The organism is Mesorhizobium sp. P170090 (genome assembly GCF_057786115.1).
On the sequence record NZ_JBYNWH010000001.1, the window covers coordinates 6,369,237 to 6,392,075 of the forward strand.

The 22,839-nt window shown below is 64.1% G+C and carries 12 protein-coding genes; 10 read left to right on the forward strand and 2 right to left on the reverse strand.

What is annotated here, in order from left to right; translation table 11 throughout:
• Positions 1-4: 4 nt before the first annotated feature.
• A complete protein-coding gene (locus AC3EML_RS30740; protein WP_023698838.1) occupies positions 5-943 on the reverse strand; it encodes a GntR family transcriptional regulator in 939 nt (312 codons plus the stop codon).
• A gap of 235 nt (positions 944-1,178) precedes the next feature.
• Here AC3EML_RS30740 and AC3EML_RS30745 point away from each other — a divergent pair, with 235 nt between their 5' ends.
• The 9 genes from AC3EML_RS30745 (at position 1,179) to AC3EML_RS30785 (ending at position 9,125) form a co-directional block, all read left to right on the forward strand.
• Entirely contained in the window at positions 1,179-2,243 is a 1,065-nt protein-coding gene (locus AC3EML_RS30745) for a polyamine ABC transporter substrate-binding protein (RefSeq protein ID WP_023698839.1), read from the forward strand.
• A 94-nt stretch (positions 2,244-2,337) separates the two neighbouring features.
• The gene (locus AC3EML_RS30750) at positions 2,338-3,180 is read left to right on the forward strand and encodes an ABC transporter permease (RefSeq protein ID WP_352521631.1); all 843 of its coding nucleotides are present in this window, start codon (positions 2,338-2,340) and stop codon (positions 3,178-3,180) included.
• A 186-nt stretch (positions 3,181-3,366) separates the two neighbouring features.
• Positions 3,367-4,158 carry an ABC transporter permease gene (locus AC3EML_RS30755; RefSeq protein WP_023672946.1) on the forward strand — a complete coding sequence of 264 codons (792 nt, stop codon included), beginning with the start codon at positions 3,367-3,369 and terminating at the stop codon, positions 4,156-4,158.
• Positions 4,155-5,228: an ABC transporter ATP-binding protein gene (locus tag AC3EML_RS30760; RefSeq protein WP_352521615.1), complete on the forward strand. Its 1,074-nt coding sequence runs from the start codon at positions 4,155-4,157 to the stop codon at positions 5,226-5,228. Before AC3EML_RS30755 ends, AC3EML_RS30760 begins: the two co-directional genes overlap by 4 nt.
• A 10-nt stretch (positions 5,229-5,238) precedes the next feature.
• Positions 5,239-6,513 (forward strand): glycosyltransferase, encoded by a 1,275-nt coding sequence (locus tag AC3EML_RS30765; protein ID WP_023704269.1) that lies wholly within the window; start codon positions 5,239-5,241, stop codon positions 6,511-6,513.
• Complete coding sequence (locus tag AC3EML_RS30770; protein ID WP_352521616.1) at positions 6,510-6,860, forward strand: cupin domain-containing protein; 351 nt, start codon at positions 6,510-6,512, stop codon at positions 6,858-6,860. The genes AC3EML_RS30765 and AC3EML_RS30770 overlap by 4 nt, the downstream gene beginning before the upstream one ends.
• 26 nt (positions 6,861-6,886) lie before the next feature.
• Positions 6,887-7,228: a cupin domain-containing protein gene (locus AC3EML_RS30775; RefSeq protein WP_023815713.1), complete on the forward strand. Its 342-nt coding sequence runs from the start codon at positions 6,887-6,889 to the stop codon at positions 7,226-7,228.
• A gap of 23 nt (positions 7,229-7,251) precedes the next feature.
• Positions 7,252-7,596, forward strand: a complete 345-nt coding sequence (locus AC3EML_RS30780) for a cupin domain-containing protein (RefSeq protein ID WP_023712264.1) — start codon at positions 7,252-7,254, stop codon at positions 7,594-7,596.
• 20 nt (positions 7,597-7,616) lie between these two features.
• Entirely contained in the window at positions 7,617-9,125 is a 1,509-nt protein-coding gene (locus AC3EML_RS30785) for an aldehyde dehydrogenase family protein (RefSeq protein ID WP_352521617.1), read from the forward strand.
• 55 nt (positions 9,126-9,180) lie between these two features.
• On the opposite strand, the gene AC3EML_RS30790 is transcribed toward AC3EML_RS30785, so the two are convergent.
• Positions 9,181-9,720 (reverse strand): invasion associated locus B family protein, encoded by a 540-nt coding sequence (locus AC3EML_RS30790; RefSeq protein ID WP_023672953.1) that lies wholly within the window; start codon positions 9,718-9,720, stop codon positions 9,181-9,183.
• Positions 9,721-9,990: 270 nt separating this feature from the next.
• Between AC3EML_RS30790 and AC3EML_RS30795 the strand changes: the two genes are divergently transcribed.
• Positions 9,991-22,797 (forward strand): hypothetical protein, encoded by a 12,807-nt coding sequence (locus tag AC3EML_RS30795; protein WP_352521619.1) that lies wholly within the window; start codon positions 9,991-9,993, stop codon positions 22,795-22,797.
• Positions 22,798-22,839 lie beyond the last annotated feature (42 nt).

Here is a 22,839-nt window from a genome sequence, read left to right on the forward strand (position 1 = left end):
CTCTTCAATCCGGCCGGCTGATCATGCTGAACAGTGCGGGAGCTCCGCGGCTGGCTGCTTGCGGTCGCTGGCTGCGGGAGAGCCGCAGGTGGATGCGAAGCAGATCGGCAGCCACCTCATACTGCCGGCTTTCAAGATAGTCGAGTATGCCCGAGTGTTCGCGCAACGATTGCCGCAGCCGAAACACGTTGACGCCGGAATAGATGCCCGGCAGCCGGCGCAGGCGGAGATGATCGGCCAATGCATCCGACACAAAACGGTTGGCGCAGCCCTCGGCGATCATGCCATGAAAATCCATGTCCAGCCGCTGGAACTCGCGCGTGTCGAATGTCTCGTCCGGCAGCGCTGCAAGCGCTTCCATGCCTTGCCGCAACATTGCTGCCCGCGCCCCGTCCAGCCGAAAGCCTGGCGTCAGGATGGCCGCCGGCTCCAGCACCAGGCGGAACTCGTAGCTTTCGCCTTGCGCCTCCGGATCGTCCGGCGCGCGGCGAAACAACCAGGATTGCCCAGGCGCACGATCCAGAAGATTCTCGTCGGTCAGTTTGTTAAGTGCTTTTAGTACCGTCTTGCGATCAGCGTCGTAGCGTCGCATCAGCCCCGCGATGGTCACCGTCTGGTCCAACCGTCGCGCCGAGCGGTCGCGCAGGATGGCTTCGGCGAGCTCGTCTTCCTCCGCACTGGGTAGTTCGGCGGCAATGGCGGGCTGGGCGGCGAGGTCGACCGTCAGATGATAACCGCTGTCGGCCTCCCAGCGCACCACGCCCCGTTCCGCGAGCAGGCCGAGTGCGGCGCGTACGGGCGTGCGCGAGACATTGCACAGCGAGGCGATCTGCTGTTCGGGCAGGCGGGCGCCAGGCTCGAAGCCACGCTGCCGCGCCACATCCAGGATGCGCTGCGCCAGATCGAGATGGTTGGTGCGAGGTCGTCTGGCTACGGCTTGCATGACTTTTCTCGAATGCGAATGTGGCGCATTGGACTGGCTGATCGCCGGAACAGGGACAATCGGCCAAATTCCTCCGTCGGTTGACAGATTATGGATTGACGTACTTTTTTCTGCAATAGTACTGTCGGCACAATCGGCGAGAAAAGACCGAGGGAACAGGATCGAGGCAGGCGCGCGCGTCGCCGGCCTTGGTCCGGCAAATGATTTCGACGATCAAACCGAATGGGAGACTGCCATGACCGCTACCAGCCTGCGGCGCCGTGCGCTCAATACATCCTCAATCGCTCTCGGTCTCGCCCTGACGCTCTCGGGGCCGGCCGCCGCAGCCGACCTCGTTATTTCGAACTGGGATGGGTACATGGCACCCGACGCCATGGCCGCTTTCAAGACCGCCACCGGCGTTGCCGGCGAAGTGGTGGTGCACGCCACCAATGAAGAGATCATGGGCAAGCTGATTGCCGCCGGCGGCAAGGGCTATGACGTGGTCTTCGTCTCCTCGCCCTTCGCCGAAGTATTAAACAAGCTTGGCCTGACCGAGCCGATCGACCATGCCAAGATCCCCAACCTCGCCAACCTCTATCCCGAAGCGACCAAGCTGCCGCACGATGCCGGCAACGCTTTCTCCGTGCCTTACACCTGGGGCACGACGGGCCTCTGCTACCGCTCTGACCTTGTCAAGACGGCGCCCACGAGCTGGAGCGACCTGCTCGCCCCTTCCGACGAGATGAAGGGCAAGACCACCATGCTGGCGACCGATCGCTGGCTGCTGGCCGCCGGGCAGCTCGACAAGGGCTATTCGGTCAACGAGACCGACCCGGCCAAGATGGCCGAGGTCAAGGACCTCCTGATCTCCGCCAAGAAGACCCTGCTCGCCTATGACGACACCACCTTCTATTCCAAGCTGGTTTCCGGCGAGGCGCTGATGGTGCAGGCCTGGGACGGCTGGTGCAATTACGGCATCGCCGACAAGCCGGAGATCAAATACGTCATCCCTAAAGAAGGTTCGGACCTGTGGGTCGACACGATGGTGGTGATGAAGGCGTCCGAGCACAAGGACGACGCCTTCAAGTTCATCAACTTCATGCTCGACGCCAAGAACCACGCCTGGGCGGCGCAGAACATCGACTACAAGGTGCCGAACAAGCCGGCGATGGAAAGCCTGCCGGCCGACTTCCTGGCCAAATTCCCCAACATGGCGATGCCGGTGGCCGATCTCGTCAAGTTCGAGCAGTTGCGTGACGTCGGCGAAGCCCAGCGCGACTATTCCAAGATCGTCAGCGAGATCAAGGCCGCGCAGTAAGCGGCGCAGACTTCACGGCCGGCAGCACTTCTGCCGCCGGCCCTGAGCGGTACCCGAGAAATTGTCCCAGACCCGACTTCGTTCCTCTCTGCTGATGGCCCCGGCGCTGGTCTGGCTGACCGCGCTGATGGTTATCCCATGCGCCCTGGTGCTGGCGCTCGCCTTCTTCCGGCGCGGCGTCTATGGCGGCATCGACTACACCTTCACGCTGGGGAATTTCGGGCTGGTCTTCGACCCGCTCTATGCCGGCATCTTCCTCAACTCAGCACGTATCGCCGGTACCGCGACGCTCATCGCAGTCGTGATCGGCTATGCCGCGGCCTATGCAATTGCCGCCGCACCGCGCCGGTGGCAGCCAATTTTCCTGTTCTTCGCCGTGCTGCCGTTCTGGTCCAATTACCTGATCCGCACCTATGCCTGGATCGTGCTGCTGAACCGCGAAGGGCTGATCACCCAGCTCTTGCGCTGGTTCGGCTACACCGGCGAGTCGCCCTCGATGCTCTATACCGAAGGCGCGGTCATCGCAGGCCTCGTCTACAACTATCTGCCCTTCGTCATCCTCGCCTGCTACGCGCCGCTGTCGCGCCTCAACCCGGAACTGGCCGAAGCATCGCGCGATCTCGGCGCTTCGGCCGCCACCACCTTCCGACGTGTCATCCTGCCGCTGACCGTGCCCGGCATCGCTGCGGGCGCCGTCTTCGTCTTCGTGCTGTCGATTGGCAATTTCGTCACCCCGGCGCTGCTTGGCGGCGGCCGCTTCCAGATGATCGGCAACCTCGTCTACGACCAGTTCCTGACCGCCAATGACTGGCCGTTTGGCGCGGCATTGGCGATGGCGCTGATCGCCATCATGCTTCTGGTGCTGATGGCGCAGGCGCTCGCCGCCGACCGCGCCGCGGGGCGTGCGGCTGAGGCAAGGGGTGACGCCGATGGCTGAGCGCCGCGCAATTCTTGCCTTCTCCCCGTTCACCGGGAGAAGGTGCCCCGAAGGGGCGGATGAGGGGCGGCGTCAACCTTTGCGACGCTCAGCGCTGCCCCTCATCTGCCTGCCGGTATCTTCTACCCGTGAACAGGGAGAAGGACTCTGGTCGTTCGCTTGCCTTCCAATTGTCGGAGGCCGGCGATGACCCATTCCTTCACCCGTACGCTCGGCATGCGGACGATCCTCACCCTCGTCTTCGCCTTCCTCTACATCCCGATCGCCGTGCTGGTGGCGCTGTCCTTCAACGAAGGCGGACTGCCGACGGCATGGTCGGGCTTTTCGCTGAAATGGTATGCCTCGCTGGCCGGCAATTCCGCCATCCTTTCCGCTGCGCTCAACACGCTGATCGTGGCGTTGGTCTCCACGGCCATCGCCACGCTGCTCGGCACGCTGCTGGCCATCGGCATCGAGATGCGCCGGCAATACGGCAGGGGTCTCGAGGCGCTGATCTTCGCACCGATGATCATCCCCGACATCGTCCTGGCGATCGCTCTGCTGTCGTTCTTCTCCATGCTAAACCTGACCATGGGCCTGCATACCATCATCCTCGCCCATGTCGTCTTCAACCTCGCCTTCGTCTGCTCGGTGGTGCGCGCAAGGCTAAAGAGTTTCGACTGGTCGATCGTCGAGGCCTCCGCCGACCTCGGCGCCTCGGCTCTGACCACCTTCCGGCGTGTGACATTGCCGGTCATCGCGCCGGCAGTGATTGCCGGCGCTCTGCTTGCCTTCACGCTCTCGGTCGACGAGTTCATCATCGCCTTCTTCACCGCCGGTGCCGGCCGCGCCTCGACGACGCTGCCGATGCAGATCTACGCCATGATCCGCTTCGGCATCACGCCGGAGATCAACGCGCTGGCGACCATCGTCATGGCGGTATCCATCACCGCGCTGACCCTGTCGCAGCGGCTCAACCGTGGGATCATCGGCCAATGAGCGAACCGCGCACGCTGCTGGCCATTGATAACGTTTCGAAGAAGTTCGGCCGGGTCACCGCCGTCGACGGCATCTCGCTCGACATCCGCGAAAACGAGTTCTTCGCGCTGCTTGGACCCTCCGGCTGCGGCAAGACCACGCTGCTGCGCATGCTGGCGGGCTTCGAGACACCTACGGGCGGCCGCATCCTGCTCGACGGCAAGGACATCGCCCGGACCCCGCCCAACAAGCGGCCGGTCAATCTGATGTTCCAGTCCTACGCGCTGTTCCCGCATATGAGCGTGCGCGCCAATGTCTCCTACGGGCTGGAGATGGAGCGCTTGCCGAAAGCTGAAATCCGTTCCCGCGTCGACGCCATTCTGGCCACCACCGAGCTTGTCCCCTTCGCGGACCGTAAGCCTGAGCAATTGTCGGGTGGCCAGAAGCAGCGCGTCGCGCTCGCCCGCGCGCTGGTCAAACGGCCTCGGTTGCTGCTGCTCGACGAACCGCTCGGAGCGCTCGACAAGAAACTGCGCGGCGCCATGCAGTTGGAGTTGAAGCGCCTGCAGCACGAAGTCGGCATCACCTTCGTCATCGTCACCCACGACCAGGAAGAGTCACTCGTCATGGCCAACCGCATGGCGGTGCTGAAGGACGGCAGACTGCTGCAATGCGACACACCGCACGCGATCTATGAACATCCGGCCGACCGTTTCGTCGCCGACTTCATCGGCGTGATGAATTTCGTACCGGGCAAGGTGTCTGCCAATGGCGTGATCGCCGCGAACGGCGCGCGCATCACCGGCAAGGTTCCCGCCAAGCTCACACCCGGCGCTTTCGCTGTCGCTTCGGTGCGACCCGAACGCATCCGGTTGTTCCCGTCAGCCGACACCGCCAACCGCACCACGGGCACGGTCGAGGCGCTGGCCTATCACGGGCTCGACCTGCAGCTGCATATCCGCACGCCCTTGTCGCCAAAACCGTTCCTGGTGCGCGTCACCGCCGATGCCGCCGACCGCCGGCCGGTCTCCTCGGGCGACCAAGTCGAACTCGGCTGGGACGCCGCCGATGTCAGAATTTTTGCAGAATAGGAGAAGCCTGATGGCGCAGAAGACGATCGCGTTTTTTCCCGAAGCGGCCTACGGCCCGGCGCTCAATTCGGTCGGCATCGCGCAAGCCGTCGAGGCGCGCGGCCATAAGGCAGTGTTCCTGTCCGACCCGGGCTTTGTCGATGTCTACAAGGGTTACGGCTTCGAAGCGCATCCGGTGAACCTGTCGGAGCCGATGCCGCCCGAGCAGATGGCGAAATTCTGGGAAGACTTCATCAACGGCCACATCCCGAACTTCCGCAAATCGCCATACGATCAGGTCGACAATTACGTGAAGGATTGCTGGACCGCGATCGTCGACAGCGCCAAATGGGCGCAGAAAGATCTGCCGCGCGTTCTGGCCGCCATCAAGCCGGACGTGATCTGCGTCGACAACGTCATCCTGTTTCCGGCCATCAAACAGTTCGGCAAACCCTGGGTGCGCGTCATTTCCTGCTCGGAAAACGAGATCGAGGATGAGGACATCCCGCCGCATCTCTCGGGCTGCGGCGAGAACGACCATGTCGGCCACCAGCGCTACCGCGATCATTTCAACGCGGTGATCAAGCCCATCCACGACGACTTCAACGCCTTCCTCACCGCAAACAATGAAGCGCCCTACCCCGTCGGCCAATTCTTCGAGGCCTCGCCCTATCTCAATCTGCTGCTCTATCCCGAAGCGGCAAAGTTCAAGCGCCGCCATCCGCTCGACCCGGCAAAGTTCCAGTATCTGGAAGGCTGCGTGCGGCAGGAAAAGCCCTATACCGTGCCGACCTTCCCCGAGAACAATGACGGGCCGCTGCTCTATGTCTCCTTCGGCAGCCTCGGCGCCGGCGATGTCGATTTGTTGAAGCGCATAATCGCAACACTGGGCAAGACCCGTTACCGCGCGCTGGTCAATGTCGGCGGCTACAAGGACCAGTACACGGATGTGCCGGACAACGTCATCGTGGAGAGCTGGTTTCCGCAGCCTTCAGTTATCCCGCAGGTCGATGCCGTAATCCACCATGGCGGCAACAACTCGTTCACAGAGTGCCTCTATTTCGGCAAGCCGGCCATCATCATGCCCTATGTCTGGGACGGCCACGACAACGCCACCCGCGTCCAGGAAACCGGCCACGGCTTCGGCATGCCGCGCTACGACTGGAGCGACGCCCAGCTGATCAGCAGGATCGAAGCCTGCCTGACTGACCCCAAGATGAAGATCAGGCTGGCGAAGACCTCGGCGCAGATGCAGGCCCAGAACGGGCCTGAGAAGGCAGCCGGGCTGCTGGAGGCGCTGCTGTGACCTGCTCCGCCCCGCATCTCTACCAAGCCTCCACCCGCACCGACCTCGTCGACTGGGGCGCCCAGTCCGACGCGCTGGACGGCGCGTCGCACTCGACCGGCAGGCTTGTCCACAAAGGACCCAACAACCAGCCGGAATCCGGCATCTGGGTCTGCACGCCCGGCCGCTGGCGGCTCTCGATTCCGCGCGACGAATTGTGCCATTTCGTCGCCGGCCGCGCGACGTACCGGTCGGATGCCGGGGAGGTGGTAGAAGTCGCAGCCGGGACCGTGGTCATGTTCCCTGCCGGCTGGACAGGCGAATGCACCGTGCATGAGACCATGCGCAACGTCTACATGCTGGCCTGACATCGCGCGTGGTGGAGCTTCCCAATATGCCGACACCGCGCTGGCCAAAGGCCTCGACCGTGAAACTGGAGGACTGGGGCGGGGGCAGCAACACGCTTGCCGGCTCGCCGCGCGCCTCGGGCAGGATCCTCTCTCAGAACCCGAACGGCTCAAGCGAATGCGGCCTGTGGTCGTGCACGCCAGGCAGCCGCAAGATTACCTTTGCCGCCGAGGAGTTCTGCCATTTCCTGTCGGGCCGCGGGACCTATGTCCGCGAGAATGGCGAAGAGATCCCGGTCGAGGCCGGCATGCTGGTGTTCCTCCCCGCTGGCTGGGCCGGCACCTCCACCATCACGCAAACACTGACCAAGGCCTTCATGTGCCGCTGAGCACTTTTTTAAAGGAAATCGCCATGACCACGCCCATCATGCAATCCCCGCTTGCCATCACCGACCTCGTCGACTGGGGCGTCATCCCGACCGTGATCGAGGGCGAGTCTCACACCTCGGGCAAGCTGCTCTACAAGGGGCCGGAGGGCCGTTCGGAATGCGGCCTGTGGGTCTGCACCCCCGGCAAATGGCACTGCCATGTCACCCGCGACGAGTTCTGCCACTTCCTCGAGGGCCGCTGCACCTATGTGCACGAATCGGGCGAGGTCATCGAGATCGAGCCGGACACGGCGGCGTTCTTCCCGCAGGACTGGAAAGGCGTCTGCACCGTCCATGAGACCATCAAGAAAGTCTACATGATCCGCTGAGCGGACCTGAAAGGACGACCATGCAATTCTCCGCTGAACGGCCGGCTTTCTTCGTCAATCCGGACTACCGGCCGATGACCGGCACGGCAAAACCGGTGATCGATCCGGCGACGCTGGAGACCGTCGGCTCGATCTCCGCCGCAACGGACGGTGAGGTCGATGCGGTGCTGTGTGCCGCAACCACGGCACAAGCCGCCTGGAAGAAGCTCGATGCCAAGAGCCGGGCAAAGCATCTGCATGCGGTCGCCAACGCCATCGAGGCGGCGGACTTCACGCGCTGCGCCGAGCTGATGGTGCGCGAGATGGGCAAGCCCTATCCCGAAGCGATCGGCGAGATCGCCAATTGCGCGCCGATCTTCCGCTACTATGCCGAGATGGCGCGCGACGACGCCGGCAAGATCGCCGGTACGACGCAGGCCGGGTCGTTCCAGTATGCGCGCTACGAGCCGTATGGCGTCTCCGTGCACATCATGCCTTACAACTTCCCGATCCTGCTGATGTGCTGGACCGTTGCGGCCTCGCTTGCCGCCGGCAATGGCTGCGTCATCAAGCCGGCCGAAGCGACGACGCTGTCGACGCTGGACTACATGACGGTGTTCCGTTCACTGCCGGAAGGGCTGGTCGCCTGCCTGCCTGGCACGGCCGCCACCGCGCAGGCGCTGGTCGCCTCCGAGCGCACCCACGCTGTCGCCTTCACCGGCTCGGTCGCCGCCGGCAAAGCCGTGGCAGTCGCCTGCGCCGAGCGCATGAAGCCTTGCGTCATCGAAGCCGGCGGCAGCGATCCGCTGATCATCAGCGAGCACGCGCCGCTCGACGTGGCGGCAGCCGGCAGCGTCACCGCCGCCTTCCACCTGACCGGCCAGGTCTGCACCTCGGCCGAACGCTTCTTTGTCGTCGACTCGGTTCACGATCGCTTCGTCGAGCTGTTCGCCGAGAAGACGCGGGCGCTGCGCATCGGCAATGGCATGGACAAGACCGAGATCGGCCCGCTGGTCAGCGAAGCCGCCCGGGCGAAAGTGATGCGGCTGGTCGATGATGCTATCAGCAACGGCGCTATAGCCGTTGCCGGCGGGCGCATTCCGCCGGCGCACAACACTGGCTGGTTCTACGAGCCAACGATCCTGACCGGCGTCACCCCCGATATGGCGATCGTGCGCGAAGAGTGTTTCGGACCGGTCGCCGCGATCTGCCGCGTCAAGGATTTCGACGAGGCGATCCGGCTTGCCAATGACAGCCCGTTCGGCCTCGGCGCCTCGGTGTTCACCACCGACCTCGCCGAGGCGCATGAGGCGGCCGAGCGGCTCGAGGCCGGCATGGTCTGGGTCAACAACCCGCTGATCGACAATGACGCCTTGCCCTTCGGCGGCTGGAAGGCATCAGGCCTCGGCCGCGAGCTGGGACGCCAGGGACTCGACGCCTTCCGACGCTCCAAGATGGTCATCATCGACCACAGACCGGCGATCCAGGACTGGTGGTATCCTTACCCCGACAGCTGGTTCCGCGAGACAGGCGGCCGCAAGCACGTGTGAGCCCGGCCAGTCCATAACGTAAGCTGATGCTTACGCATCTGCCGAGATAGGCCGGCTATTTCAACGCTTGAAGCTTGTCGATCGCGGCAGTGAATCCGGCAAGCGAGACCGGAATGGTCACCGGCTTGCGCGTCACCGACTCCATGCCGATGTTCAGGTTGGTTCCCGATTTCATCGCCTTGACGAGGTCCGCCGACAAAGGGGTCGCGGCATAGGCGCCGTTCTGGTCGCTGGTCTGGATGGCAATGGTCGTCTTCTGCCCCTGGTCGATCTGGTACGAGGCGCCGGAAGGCAGGAACAGCCCGTGCGGCAAGGCCAGCAGCATGGCGAGGTTGCCATTGCCGTTGTCGCGGCGAACCGTAACGGTAAGAACGCGCTGCCCCGTCTTGGCCTCGGTAAGGTTTTGGGAGACCTGGCATTGAAGCTCGATGCCGGCCGATCCGCTGGCGCAGTTTAGCGCCCACGGATTGCCTTCTGCAGGCTTGGTCTCGGCAGATGTGGTTGACTTCGGCTCTTCGGCAAGCGCCGACCCTGCCGTCACGACCAGCCATAGCGCGCCGACCCAGGCGGCCCGGCCACAAACGGTTCTCAGCAATGAAGCCACCCGATCCTCGTCGTGTCAGGGTTTCGCCGAGCGCGTTGATACAACAGCCGAGCCTGGCGGGGAAGCCAATACGGTACATGAGCTCGGGCTAAATTACTGTTGCTGAATTGTCACAATAAACAACTTTGAAATCTTGTACGTGTAAAGCAAACAATCATGCTCGCTATACACTGGGATTCGGATAGTATTAGCGACGGAGCGTGTACTCGTCGGGGTTCGCAAGGGATGGAGACGACCGAGAAAACTCGGCAGATCAATGACATGGCGACGCACGGAAGAAGCTTCCGGGCGAATAGCAAGTATCGCCGGTCAGGTTTTTCCAGGCATCTCTGGAAGACGACTGCGCTGTCCACTCTGGCACTTGCCCTTTCCGGCATAGCCGCCCATGCCGGCGACACCGGACTGTGGCAGCCGCAGGTCCGCGCCATCATCGGCGCCAACAACAATGGCGGCAACACGGCGATCGAGGGTTTCCTGCCGCTGAAGCAGAACCTCGAATCCGTTCTCTTTCTCGATGTGCGCTCGAAATACGATTTCGACGACGGCTTCGGCCAGGACGTCGGCCTCGGCGTTCGCCGCATCGTGAATCCGGATCTGATGATCGGCGGCTACGCCTATCTCAACATCCAGAACCACGACAGTCACCAGTTCGTCGCCTCGACGCTTGGCCTCGAGGCCATCACCTCAAAATACGATGCGCACGTAAACGTCTATCTGCCGATCAGCGGCGACCGCAGCACGGCCGGGCAAGAGTCGAGCCTGTCGCTGGTCGGTCATCAGCTGATCGAGCAGATATCGGCCATCGCCCACCGCGATTACGCGGCCTGGGGCATCGAGGGCGAGGTCGGCGTTCAGGTGCCGCTCAACCTGCCCGAGAACCATTCACTGCGTTTCGATGTCGGCGCCTACCATTTCGGCGATCCCGACGGCGACGACGGCAGCATCACCGGCGCCAAGGCCGGCCTGGAATATTCGATCGGCGACGTCATCGGCAAAGGCACGTCGCTGACCTTCACCGGCGAGGTGCGCAACGACAACCGCGATGACACCCAGTTCGCCGGCAGCATCCGGCTGACGGTGCCGCTCAACGCTTTCGACAAGGGCTCGTCTTCGGCCGATGACGGCGCCGAGCCGGTCTATCCGGTCAGCCCCGGCCTGCGCAAACGCGTCAACGAGCGCGTGCGCGGCGACATCGGCGTACGCATCGAGAGCCAGGACAAAGTTACCGGCACGTCGACGCGGGTGGCGATCAATGCCGCCACCAACACGGCATTCGGCCAGTTCTTCTTTGCCGATGGTGACAACGACGCGCTCGGCCTCGGCACGATCGGCGACCCGACCACGCTCGACAATGCAGTCGCCGGCGCCGGCGCGAACGGCGTCGTCGTCGCGCTCGGCGGCAAGGGCAACATTACGACAGCCGGTGTGACGCTCGCCAACGGCCAGACCGTCATCGGCGGTGACGGGGGCGTCCAGGCGCGGCTCGTCGACGGCAGCATCGGCACCTACAATTTCGGCGGATCCAACGGCACCCTCCAGGGCACCAACCCCGCCAACAACGTCCTGACGCTCGCCAACGGCAACACGCTGAGCGGCATCATCATCACCGGCGGCAAGGACGGCATCTTCGGCAACAACATCGCCGGCGCCACGCTGACCAACGTCACCGTCACCGGCACGGTCGGCCACGGCGCCGACTTCACCGGCACATTGACCGGCGTCAATGGCTCGAACTTCACCGCGACCGGCAACGGCCTCGACGGACTGCATATCGAAGGCGACGGCACCTATAACTTCATCGGCACGACGCTGCTGCAGGCCAATGGCGACGACGGCCTGGATATAACCGGCCACGGCACCTACACTTTCGCCACCCTCAACGCGCTCGACAACAACGATGCCGGCATTACCGTGAAGGGCACCGGGGTCGCCGGCTCGATCACCATCACCGGTGGCCAGGTGTCGGGCAACAAGGCGCTCGGCGACGACGGCGTCGGTGTCTTCATCGATCCGATCACCGCCCATATCGTGCTGGATTCGATCACCCAGACCGGCGGCGCATCGGGCGTCGTGCTCGAGAATCTTTCGGGCAGCTTCACCGTCAACGGCGCGACGACGATCTCGAACACGACCGGACCGGCCATCGCGATCACGGATTCGCCGGCCGCGATCCGCTTCGGCGACATCGACATCACCGATCCCGGCACCGACGGCATGGTGTTTACCGGCGTCAATGCGTCCGTCATCGCCGGCAACATCATCATCTCCGGGCTCGGCTCCGGCATCGGCCTCGACTTCTCCGGCAGCCAGACTAATTTCACGGCGCAGTCGCTGAACATAAACGGCACCGGCGCCGCCGGCTCGATCGGCATCGATCTGTCTTCCCCGAGCGCGGGCGGGGCAACGATCGTCATCACCGATGGCGGCGCGATCGCCAATGTCGACACCGGCGTGCGCTTCGGCATTTCCGGCTCGCCGGCCAATTCGGCCAATGCCCAATTCAGTTTCGGCGACGGCTCGATTGCCGGCATCACCGCCTCCCTCGACGCGCGTGGGCTCAACCAGACGCTCGGGCTCTATGCTTTCGGCTCGACGACCTTCAGCGGCCCGCAGCTGTTCGACCAGCAGAATGTGATTTTCGTCGGCGGCATCGGATCATTGGGTGACGGCTCTTCCACGTCTAGTCTGCTTGCGATTAACCAGGCTGACCTTATCACCAACGGCACCGCGATCTTCGTGCTGGTCAATGACGGGACGCCCATCGACGCCTCTGGCGGCTTCTCGCTGAGTGCCGGACAGACACTGGCTTCGTTCGGCAACGGGCGTACTTTCTCGCTCGGCGGCATTCCCGTCAACGTCACCGGTGACAACGTCCAGCATGACCAGGTCGTCTCGGATCCTGGCGGCGCAGCCACGCTGACCGATACCGGCACCGGTGACGCCGTGACGCTGGCCAACAACACGTCGCTGCTGGACTTCAACATCGCCGGTGTGGCGAACGGCAATGGCGTGCATGGCAGCGGCGTCAGCAATATCACGATGTCGGGGCTGAATGTTTCAGGCGCCAGCCTGAATGGCGTGCTGTTCGATAGCAGCAACAGCGTCACCGGCAACAATCTGAACTCAAGCGACAACACCGGCCACGGCCTGCTGGTCGACAATGGCAACGGAAGCTACAATTTCACCGGCACGACGATACTCTCGAACAATGCCGGCTACGGCCTGTTCGTCATCGGCGGCGGAACCTACGGATTCGAGACGCTCGATGCCAAGGACAATGGCGGCGTAGGCGTCGATGTCACGTCGACGGGCGGCGGAAGCCTGACCATAACTGGCGGCACGGTTTCGGGCAACGGCCTCATGGCTGTCTCTGTCGGGACTTTCGGGCTTATCAACCCTATCGGGCTCGATGTCACGCTGGACACGGTGAGCCAAGCCGGCGGACAGACTGGAATCGGCCTGTTCAACGTCGGCGGAAATTTCTCCGTTACGGGCACGACGACGACCTCCAACACCCTTTTCGACGGCATTTTCATCACAAGCAGCTCCGCCACGGTTGATTTCGGCGGCGCGGTCACCATCACCCAGCCATCGCGCGACGGCATCTCGATCAGCAACAGTTCCGGCGCCACCACGTTCGGCACGGTGACGATCAACCAGGCCGGCCGGAACGGCATCCTCCTCAATGGCAATTCCGGCGCGATAACGTTCGGCGACGCCAGCATCGGCCAGCCGACCCAGAGCGGCATCGACGTCCAGGGTGCCAACGGCACGATCGCCTTCGCCAACATCGACATCACCGGCCTGCCGACCGGCAAGACCGGGCTGGACCTGTCGGGCAGCCAGTCGACCTTCACTGCCACCTCGCTCGACATCACCGGCGTCGGCAGTTCGACCGGCATCGACCTTTCCGGCACCACCGGCGGCTCGGTGACGATCGGCACCGGCGTCATCTCCGCGGGCACCGGCGTGCAGATGGGCACGCACGGGGCAGCCGGCACCAGCGCCAACACGACCTTCTCCTTCGGCGCCGCGGGCGGCGGCACGATCACCGGGACGACCGCCTCGCTCGACATGCGCGGCCTGATGGCCGGCAGCGGAACCTATGCCTTCAACGCCACCCATCTGGTCGGCCCGCAGCTGTTCGACACCGCCAACGTCATCTTCGTCGGCGCAGCAAACACCGGGACCGGCTCCGGCGCGAGCGTCGGCGACCTTATCAACGCCGACGCCGCCGACGGTCTGACGACCGACGCCAACACCATCTTCGTCCTTGTCAACGACGGCGCTGGAACCATCAACACCGACGCCGACGGCTTCACGCTTGCCGACGGCCAGCAGATCGTCTCCTTCGCCAACGGCAACACCGTCGCTCTCGGCGGGCCGCCGGCCAACGTCACCGGCGCCGAGGTGGTTACTTCGGGCACCCAGGTCGATCCGTTCGGCAATGGCGCCGCCACGCTCAACAATGCGGCCGGCAGCGCCATCGACCTCGCCAACGGCAACCGTGTCGCCGACCTCAGCGTCAGCAATGCGGGCTCGGGCTCGGCGATCAACGGCACGGGCGTCAACGGCCTTACCGTCGATGGCGTCACGGTTATCAGCGCCGTCACCGCGCTCGACCTGACAGGCGCGTCGGGTGCGATCGGCGTCACCAATCTGAACATCCAGACGGCGCAGAACGGCATCCTGCTGGCCAATTCGTCGGCTGCGGCCAGCTTCACCGACGTTACGATGGGCGGCGTCACCGGCATCGGCCTGGCGCTCAGCAATTACAGTGGCGCCGCCAACTTCACCAATTTCGACATCACCGGCGCCGGCACCGGCGTCAGCATCAATGCCGGTTCCATCGGCACGATGACCTTCGACGCGGCGAGCTCGATCGCCGGCACGACGGGCGTGGCCTTCAGCATCGATACGGCGGCGCCAAACCTCACCTATAACGGCACCATCAACCAGACCGCCGCGGCAAGCGCGGTGAAGATCAACGCCATGACCGGCGGCACCGCCACCTTCGGCGGCAAGATCACCGCCAGCACCGGTTTGGCCAACGCGATCGACCTGACCGGCAACACCGGCGGCACGATCAACTTCACCGGCGGGCTCGACCTCACCACCGATGGCGGCTTTGCCTTCAGCGCCATCAATGGCGGCACGCTGAGCGTGACGGGAACCAACACGGTTGCGACCGGCGCCGGCCTCCTTGAAAGGGGCATCCAACTCGGCGGCGCCGGCGGCCTGACCATAGGTGCCGCGGGCGTAACCTTCGCCAGCGTCACAGTCGATGGTTCCGGCGGCATCGTGCCGTCCGGCATCGTCATCGAGAACACCACCGGCGGCACTGTCACGTTCGGTGGGGTGAATATCAATCGCGTCAATGGCGACGCCATCCGCCTCACCAACGTGGCCAACGCCGTTACCTTCAATGGCACGACGACGATCGATACGGTTGTTGGCGGTGGCCCCGGCTTCGTGGTGCAAGGCAGCGCCGCGACGGTCAATGTCAATAATCTGGTGACGACGCTGGTTTCGGGCGATGATGTCAACCTGGCCAACAACACCGGCACGATCAACATCGGCGGCACCATCACCAACGTCGCCGGCAACGGCGTCGTGGTTTTTGGCGGCAGCGCGGCGATCACGGTCTCGGCCAACATTTCCAGCTCGGCAACAGCACCAGGCACGGCGGTCAAGATCGACGGCACCACTGGTGGCTCGGTCCAATTCAGCGGCAGCGTCACATCGACCGGCACCGGCAATCTGTTCGACATCGGCTCGACATTGGCCCCGGCAGGCGGTGCGATCAGCTTCACCGGCCCGACCCTGTCGGCGACCGGTGGCGGCGGCGCGGTGGTCGGTGGCCTGATCGGCACCGCAACGTTGAATGTTACCACCCCGCTATCGATCACCAATGCCTTGGGCACCGGTCTGTCCGTCTCCGGTGTCGCCAGCACCGCATCGGCGACCTTCGGGGCGGTGACTGTGACGGGCGCCGGCGGTATCGGCATCAACATTGTCGGCAATGGGGGCCCGGTGACCTTCGGCACGACCCAGGTCACAATGGGCGCCACGGCGGGTACCGCCGGCATCAACTTCGCCGGCACCAATGCCGACGTCACCTTCGGCACAACCAATGTGACGCTGGGCGCGGGCGCCAACCAGACCGGCGTCGACTTCAGCGGTTCCGCCACGACGGCCGATTTCGGCCTGACGACGATCACCGGCCTGGGCGACCTGACCTCGCGCGGCATCGACCTGTCGTCGACCACCGGCAACAAGGTGATCACCTTCCTGCAGGGCTCGAAGATCGACAATGTCGGCATCGGCGTCGAATTGTCGTCCGGCCAGACCACCGCGACCTCGGCCAACGCCACCTTCACCTTTGGTGACGGTGATTCCACCGACGGGCTGGAATCCTTCATCACTGCGGCCGCCGGTGGCTTCACCGTCAATACGGTTGGTCTCGATCCGACGCTCGGCAATTACGATTTCGACGACGTGTTCTTCACCGGCAGCGCCAACCTCGCCACCGCGCCAGGTTCGGTCACGCTGGTCTCGCAGTCGGGCGGCTTCATCGCCGCCGGCACGACCGGCAATCTCAGCATGGGCGTCAACACCATTTCGCTCGCCGCCGCCGATGCGCTGACCGGCACGCAGAACTTCGCCTTCGTCGGCACGATCAATCTCGGCGCCACCGCCTTCACGCTCGATTCCGGCCAGACGATCACCGGCTTCGGCAACAGCAATGTGGTTTCGACCGGCACGATCCAGCCGGCCAACGTCCAGGGCAATCTCGGCGCCACCGGTGGCAACATCACCGGCGACGAATCCGTGGTCAGCGGCACCGGCGACTTCATGCATCTGCTCGGCGACAATGCCGTGCGTCACACCATCTTCGATTTCACCGGCGCAACCGGCTCCGTCTTCGTCGCCGACCAAGGCGCGGCCGGCTTCAGCAATGCCAACGGCATCACCATCGAAGGCGTGACGATCAGCAATGTCGCGGCCAACCGGACCGCCGTCTCAGCCATCGGGCTCAATGGCGGCCTGTCGGTCATCAACAACAGCATCAATATCGCCGGCACGTTGCTCGACGTGAACGGCGGCACCGGCGGCACCATTTCGGTGTCGCGCGGCTTCCTGCCCAATGGCGGGCCGGCCGGAACACTGACCGGCGGCGGCATCAACATCGCCAACCGCACCGGCGGCGCGGTGACCTTCACCGACCAGGTGACCATCACCGGCGGCAATGGCGTCTCGATTTCGGGCGGCACCGCCGGCGGCGCCGTCAACTTCAATGGCGGCCTCGACATCACGACGTCCCTCGCTACTGGCCTCAGCCTTTCGGGACTGAATGTCCTGACCGTCGCGAATGCCGGTTCGACGACCATCACCGCGACGGGCCAGACAGCGCTGTCGCTGCAAGGCACACTCGGCGCCGGCGGCGTCAATTTCGACAGCATCACCTCGAGCGGCGGCACCAGCGGCATCATCCTCAACGGCGTCACCGGGGCGGTGAATGTCTCCGGCGCGACCAGCATCACCGGCACCAGCGGCTTCGGCATAGACGTCACCGGCGCCAACACCGGCACGTTCACCTTCGGCGCGGTGACAGTCAACAACACCGCCACGGCCGGCGGCGGCATCCATGTGGTATCAGGCACGGTCAACGTCACCGGCCTCGCCAACATCGATACGACGAGCGGCGTCGGTCTGTCGCAGAGCGGCGGCACGACAAGCTTCACCGGCGGTCTGACCATCGACACCACGACCGGCACGGCCATCGTCGGTACCGGCGGCACGATGGGCATCACCGCCACCGGCGGTGCCGAGACGGTGAACTCGACCCTCGGCCAGGCGATCAGCCTCTCCGGCGTCGCCGCCACCATCGCGCTCGACTCGACCTCGTCGGGCGGCGGCACCAACAATGTCAGCCTGGCCAATGTCACCGGCACGGTCGGCCTCGGGTCCGGCTCGTTCACCGGCGCGACCGGCACGGCCTTCGATGTCAGCGGCGGCACCGTGAGCGCCTCCTATAGCGGCAACATTACCAAGGCCAATGCCGGCGCCCTGGTCAGCGTCGCCAACCATTCGGCCGGCACGATCGCCTTCAGCACCGGCACGCTGTCGGCAACGGCAGGCACCGGTCTGCAGTTCAACAATGCCAGCGGCATCTACAATTTCAACGGCACGACGACGCTGAATGGCGGCGACGCCGGCATCGATATCCTCAACAGCAGCGGCACCTTCACCTTCGGTTCGGCAACGTCGATCACCAACCCCACCGGCGTGGGGTTCTTCCTCGATGGCGGCAGCGCCAGCGTTGCTTATCACGGCAGCGTCGCCACCAATGGCGGTTTTGCCGTCGACATCCGCAACCACAATGCCGGAACCATCACCTTCGACACCGGCAACGTCAGTTCTACGTTCGGGGGCATCCAGGCTGCGGGCAACAGCGGCGGAACGATCAATTTCGCCGGTCCGTCCTATTCGTTCAGCACCGGCATCAACTCGGCCGTTGCCGTGGGCAACAACACCGGCGCGACGATCAATTTCACCGGTGGCGGGCTGGCGATAACGACGACGAGCGCGGACGGCTTCGTTGCCATCGGCGGCGGCACGATCAGCGTGACCGGCGGCGGCAACACAATTTCAACCGACAGCGGCACCGCGCTGCGCCTCGACGGGGTGACGGTCGGTGCTGGCGGTGTCAACTTCAACTCGGTCTCCACCACGTCCGCCGCTTCCGGCATAACACTGAACAACGTCGCCTCGTCCGGCGGCGGCGCCATCGCCCTCGGCACGGTCAATCTGCAAGGCATCACCTCGCGCGGCGTCGATGTTTCCGGAACGCTTGGCGCGGCGCTGTCCTTCAACGATCTCGACATCGGCCTGAACAGCATCACGGGTGTGGCTTTCGATCTCAACGGAGCCACCATCAATGCGGCGATAACGGCCAATGATTTCGACGTGACCAACGCGGCCGCTGCCGGCACGTCGATCGGCGTCGACCTGCGCGGCGCCATTGGCGGCCAGACGGTGCGGCTCGGCGATGCGGCGGTCGGCGGCAACAGCTCCAGCATTTCCGGCGTCAACACCGGCGTGTTCCTCAACAGCACGACCAATCTTGCCTTCACCTATGGCGACGGTGAATCGGCGACGGACCAGAATTCGACCATCAGCGCCAATGTCGGCATCGACGCCTCCAGCGCGCCGGTGGCGGGTACCTACAATTTCGATGACGTGAATTTCCAGTCCAGCCCAGGCCTAGGCTTCGGCATCGGCAAGGTCTATTTCGTCGACAGCGACGGCGCTACCGGCGGCGGCGATGGATCGGGCAAGGATGGCCTGAACCCGATGACGCTTGCCGCGGCCGAAGCAGCTGCCGGCGTCAACGACATCATCGTGCTGGTCAACAACGGCAATGCCATCACTGCTTTCAGCACCAATGCCGACAACACGCTGAACCTGCAGACCGGCGAGCAGGTGCGCGGCTTCGGCAATGGCAACATCAACCTCGCCTTGACCGTGCCGAGCACGATCCATCTGGCCAGCAACTCGATCGTGATCAACGATCCGACGAGCGGCGGCGCGGCGACATTGACGACGACCGACGGCAATTTCGTCATTTCGACCACTGTCGGTGGCAACATCATCGACGGCTTCACCATCGACGGCAATGACGGCGTCGGCCTCAATGCTGCCCGCGGCATCGCCGGCTCGGGCGGCACCAACAACACCACCGTCAGCCACATGACGATCCGGAACGTCAGCATCTTCGGGGCGGATCTCGGGGCCGGCGCCGTCGTCGATACCGTCTCCTTCTCGGGCAATGTCGCTGACCTGAGGGCGGGCGACGGCACCTTCAGCAACATCACCGCCTCGGGCACAACGAACACGTCCATCATGCTCAACGGGACGGGCCTGAAGACGTTGAGCAACATCTCGATCAGCAATGCCGGCAACGGCCTGTTCCTGGCCCAGGGCGGCACAGTGAACGCCACCAATGTCGACATCAGCAACACCTCTTCCCTGGGGCTCGTAGTCCAGAGCGATGTTTCCGCCACATTCGACGTCACCAGCTCTATCAGCGGCATCACGGCCGGCACAGCTGTCGCCGTCATCAACCGCACCGGCGGCACACTGACTTACAATGGCACGGTCGCGGCAAACGGCGCTGCCAGCGGCATCAGCATTTCCGGCGCGACGGCGGCCAATACGGTGAGCTTCACCGGTGCGGTCGATCTCGGCACCACGACGGCGCTCACCGGCACCGCCGTGGTGATCAGCATCAACGTCACCGGCTCGACGGCCAGCTTCGCCGACGTCGACATCATCACCAACGGCACGACCGGCTTCACCGCCAGCAACGGCGGCACGGTCAACGTGACCACCGGCACGGTGAGTTCGACGGGCGCGCAGGCGGTAAACCTCAACGGCATCACCACCACCGGCATCAACTTCACCTCGACCACTTCGACCGGCGGCAGCAACAATGTGGCGCTGATCAATGTCACCGGCGCCGGCACGGTCAGCCTTGGAACCGGTGCGCTGAGCGGCGCCTCGGGCGCGGCGTTCCTGGTCAGCGGCGGCTCGGCCAACATCAGCTACGGCGGTTCGGTCACCAAGGCCACGGCCGGAAACGTCGTCAGCATTTCCAGCCGTACCGGCGGCACCACGACGCTGTCAGGCAACCTTAGCGCCACCGGCGGTGTAGCGAACGGCATCCTCGTCAACGCCAACACCGGCGGCACGATCAACTTCTCCGGCACCACCAAGACGCTGACCACCGGCGCCAACAATGCCGTCGATCTGACGACAAACACCGGCACGGCGATCAACTTCGCCGGCGGCGGCCTGGCGATCAACACCACCTCCGGCATCGGCTTCAACGCCGCCGGCGGCGGTACGGTGACCGTCACCGGCTCGGGCAACACGATTTCGACCGGCAGCGGCGTCGCGGTCAACATGGATACCGTCGCCATCGGTGCGGGCGGCGTGACCTTCGCTTCCACGAACAAGGGCGCCGGCGGCACCAGCGCCGTCATCCTCGACACCGTCACCGGTTCGGGAGCGATCGACCTCGGCACCGGCGCGCTGGTGGGCGGAACAAGTGCCGTGATCCGTATCGGCGACGGCGCCGGCACCGCCAACAGCGGCGGTACGGCAGCCTTCACCTATGCCGGCACCATCACGAGCGGCACCGGCCAGGCGGTCAACATCCAGGATCGCGCCGCGGTCGCGGGCAACATCACGCTGTCAGGCAACATCTCTCACAATGTGGCGGGCGTGAACGGCATCCAGCTGGACGACAACGCGGCCGGCACCATCACCTTCTCCGGCGCGTCGAAGTCGATCACCTCGGGGTCGGCCATTGCTGTGAACCTGACCGACAACACCGGCGCGACGATAGACTTCATCAATGGCGGGCTGGTCATCAACACCACCGGCGCCGCCGGCTTCAATGCCACGGGTGGCGGCACGGTGACGGTGCAGGGAACCGGCAACAGTATCGCGTCGACCAACGGCACGGCGCTCAATGTCGTCAACACGTTTATCGGCGGCTCGGGCCTGACGTTCCAAAGCGTTTCGGCGAATGGCGGCACCAACGGTCTCGTGCTCAACAATACCGGCCTTGCCGCCGGAAATGGCGGGCTGACGGTCACAGGCACTGGTGTCACGGCCGGTTCCGGCGGCACAATCCAGAACACGGTGCAGGGTGCGCTATTCACGTCGACGAAGAACCTGTCGCTTTCGAACATGAACTTCACCAATGCCAACACAGGCAACGGCACGTTGAACAATGTCGACGGACCGACATTCAACAGCGCCGCCCAGGCCGCCATCAATATGAGCAGCGTGGCGACGGTAACGTTCACCAACCTGAATTTGAACGGCGGCGCGCAGGTCGGCATCAACGGCCAGAACGTCTCGAACATGACCATCGCCAACACCACGGTGACCGGCTTCGGGAACGCCGTCTTCGAAGGCAATATGCGGTTCTACAATCTCACCGGCACGTCATCGATCACGAATTCGACGTTCAGCTTCGCGGCCGGCGCTGGTGGCGACAATCTGGTCGACATCCGCAATGACTCGGGCACCAGCCTGACGCTGAACATCAGCGGCAGCACGTTCAGCAACACCAAGCTTTCTGCAAACGGAGCGCAGGGTCTCAGCTTCGAGGCCTTTGGCACAGCGAGCGCGACGGTCAACATCTCGAACAGCAGCTTCCTGAGCCTCAAGACCTCCGGCGTCGAAGCCTTTGCGCGCGACACCTCGACGCTCAACGTCAACATCACCGACGGCGGCACGGTCGGAAACGGCAATACGTTCGATCCGCAAGGCGGCCTCGGCCGAGCCATCGGCCTCAACGCCGAGGACACCGCGCACCTGAACTTCAAGATCCTCAACAACAAGAAGATCTATGGCAATGGCGGCCCGGTCATCAACGTGTTCGGCATCAACAATGCCGTCATCATGGGCCGCATCAACAACAATGCCGACATCAAGGGCGGCGGCGTCGGTTCGGCGGGCTCGGCGATCTTCATCCATCCGGAAGACGCCTCGACCGGCATCATCGAGATCGTCGGCAACACGATCACCGGGACTGGCAACGATCCGGCGATCTTCGCCACGCCGCACGGCGACGGCGCCGGTCCGAGCACGGACAATGGTTCGCTGGATCTGACGATCATGAACAACAACATCGCTCTTTCGGGCACAGGTGTTGCCGGCAGTGGCGCGGTCGGCATCGATGTGCGCGCGGGTTCCAATGCCGGCGACCTTACGAACACCTATCTGAACATCAGCGGCAACACAGTGACCCTGGCCCAGCCAGCCGACGACATCGCCTTCCTGGCACGCATAGGCAGCACTACGTCGCATCTGTATTTCCAGAACTTTGTAGGCGGCGCGAACAATCAGGCAATTGCTACCGCCATCTGGAATGCCGGGGGCAACACGCCGGCCGGTTCGGTGTTCTCCTTCGACGCCGGCGGTGCACCGGCCTATGCCGCGATACCTGGCGGGCACAATGGCGGGCTGGTCCTTGTGCCGACCAACTGACTCTAGAGGCGAATGCTTGCGAAGCATTCGTTGTGTTTATCG

Coding starts and splice junctions, on each gene's coding strand:
- AC3EML_RS30755 (WP_023672946.1), top strand. CDS start 3,367: ATGACCCATTCCTTCACCCGTACGCTCGGCATGCGGACGATCCTCACC.
- AC3EML_RS30795 (WP_352521619.1), top strand. CDS start 9,991: ATGGCGACGCACGGAAGAAGCTTCCGGGCGAATAGCAAGTATCGCCGG.
- AC3EML_RS30750 (WP_352521631.1), top strand. CDS start 2,338: ATGGCCCCGGCGCTGGTCTGGCTGACCGCGCTGATGGTTATCCCATGC.
- AC3EML_RS30740 (WP_023698838.1), bottom strand. CDS start 943: ATGCAAGCCGTAGCCAGACGACCTCGCACCAACCATCTCGATCTGGCG.
- AC3EML_RS30775 (WP_023815713.1), top strand. CDS start 6,887: ATGCCGACACCGCGCTGGCCAAAGGCCTCGACCGTGAAACTGGAGGAC.
- AC3EML_RS30765 (WP_023704269.1), top strand. CDS start 5,239: ATGGCGCAGAAGACGATCGCGTTTTTTCCCGAAGCGGCCTACGGCCCG.
- AC3EML_RS30760 (WP_352521615.1), top strand. CDS start 4,155: ATGAGCGAACCGCGCACGCTGCTGGCCATTGATAACGTTTCGAAGAAG.
- AC3EML_RS30745 (WP_023698839.1), top strand. CDS start 1,179: ATGACCGCTACCAGCCTGCGGCGCCGTGCGCTCAATACATCCTCAATC.
- AC3EML_RS30785 (WP_352521617.1), top strand. CDS start 7,617: ATGCAATTCTCCGCTGAACGGCCGGCTTTCTTCGTCAATCCGGACTAC.
- AC3EML_RS30780 (WP_023712264.1), top strand. CDS start 7,252: ATGACCACGCCCATCATGCAATCCCCGCTTGCCATCACCGACCTCGTC.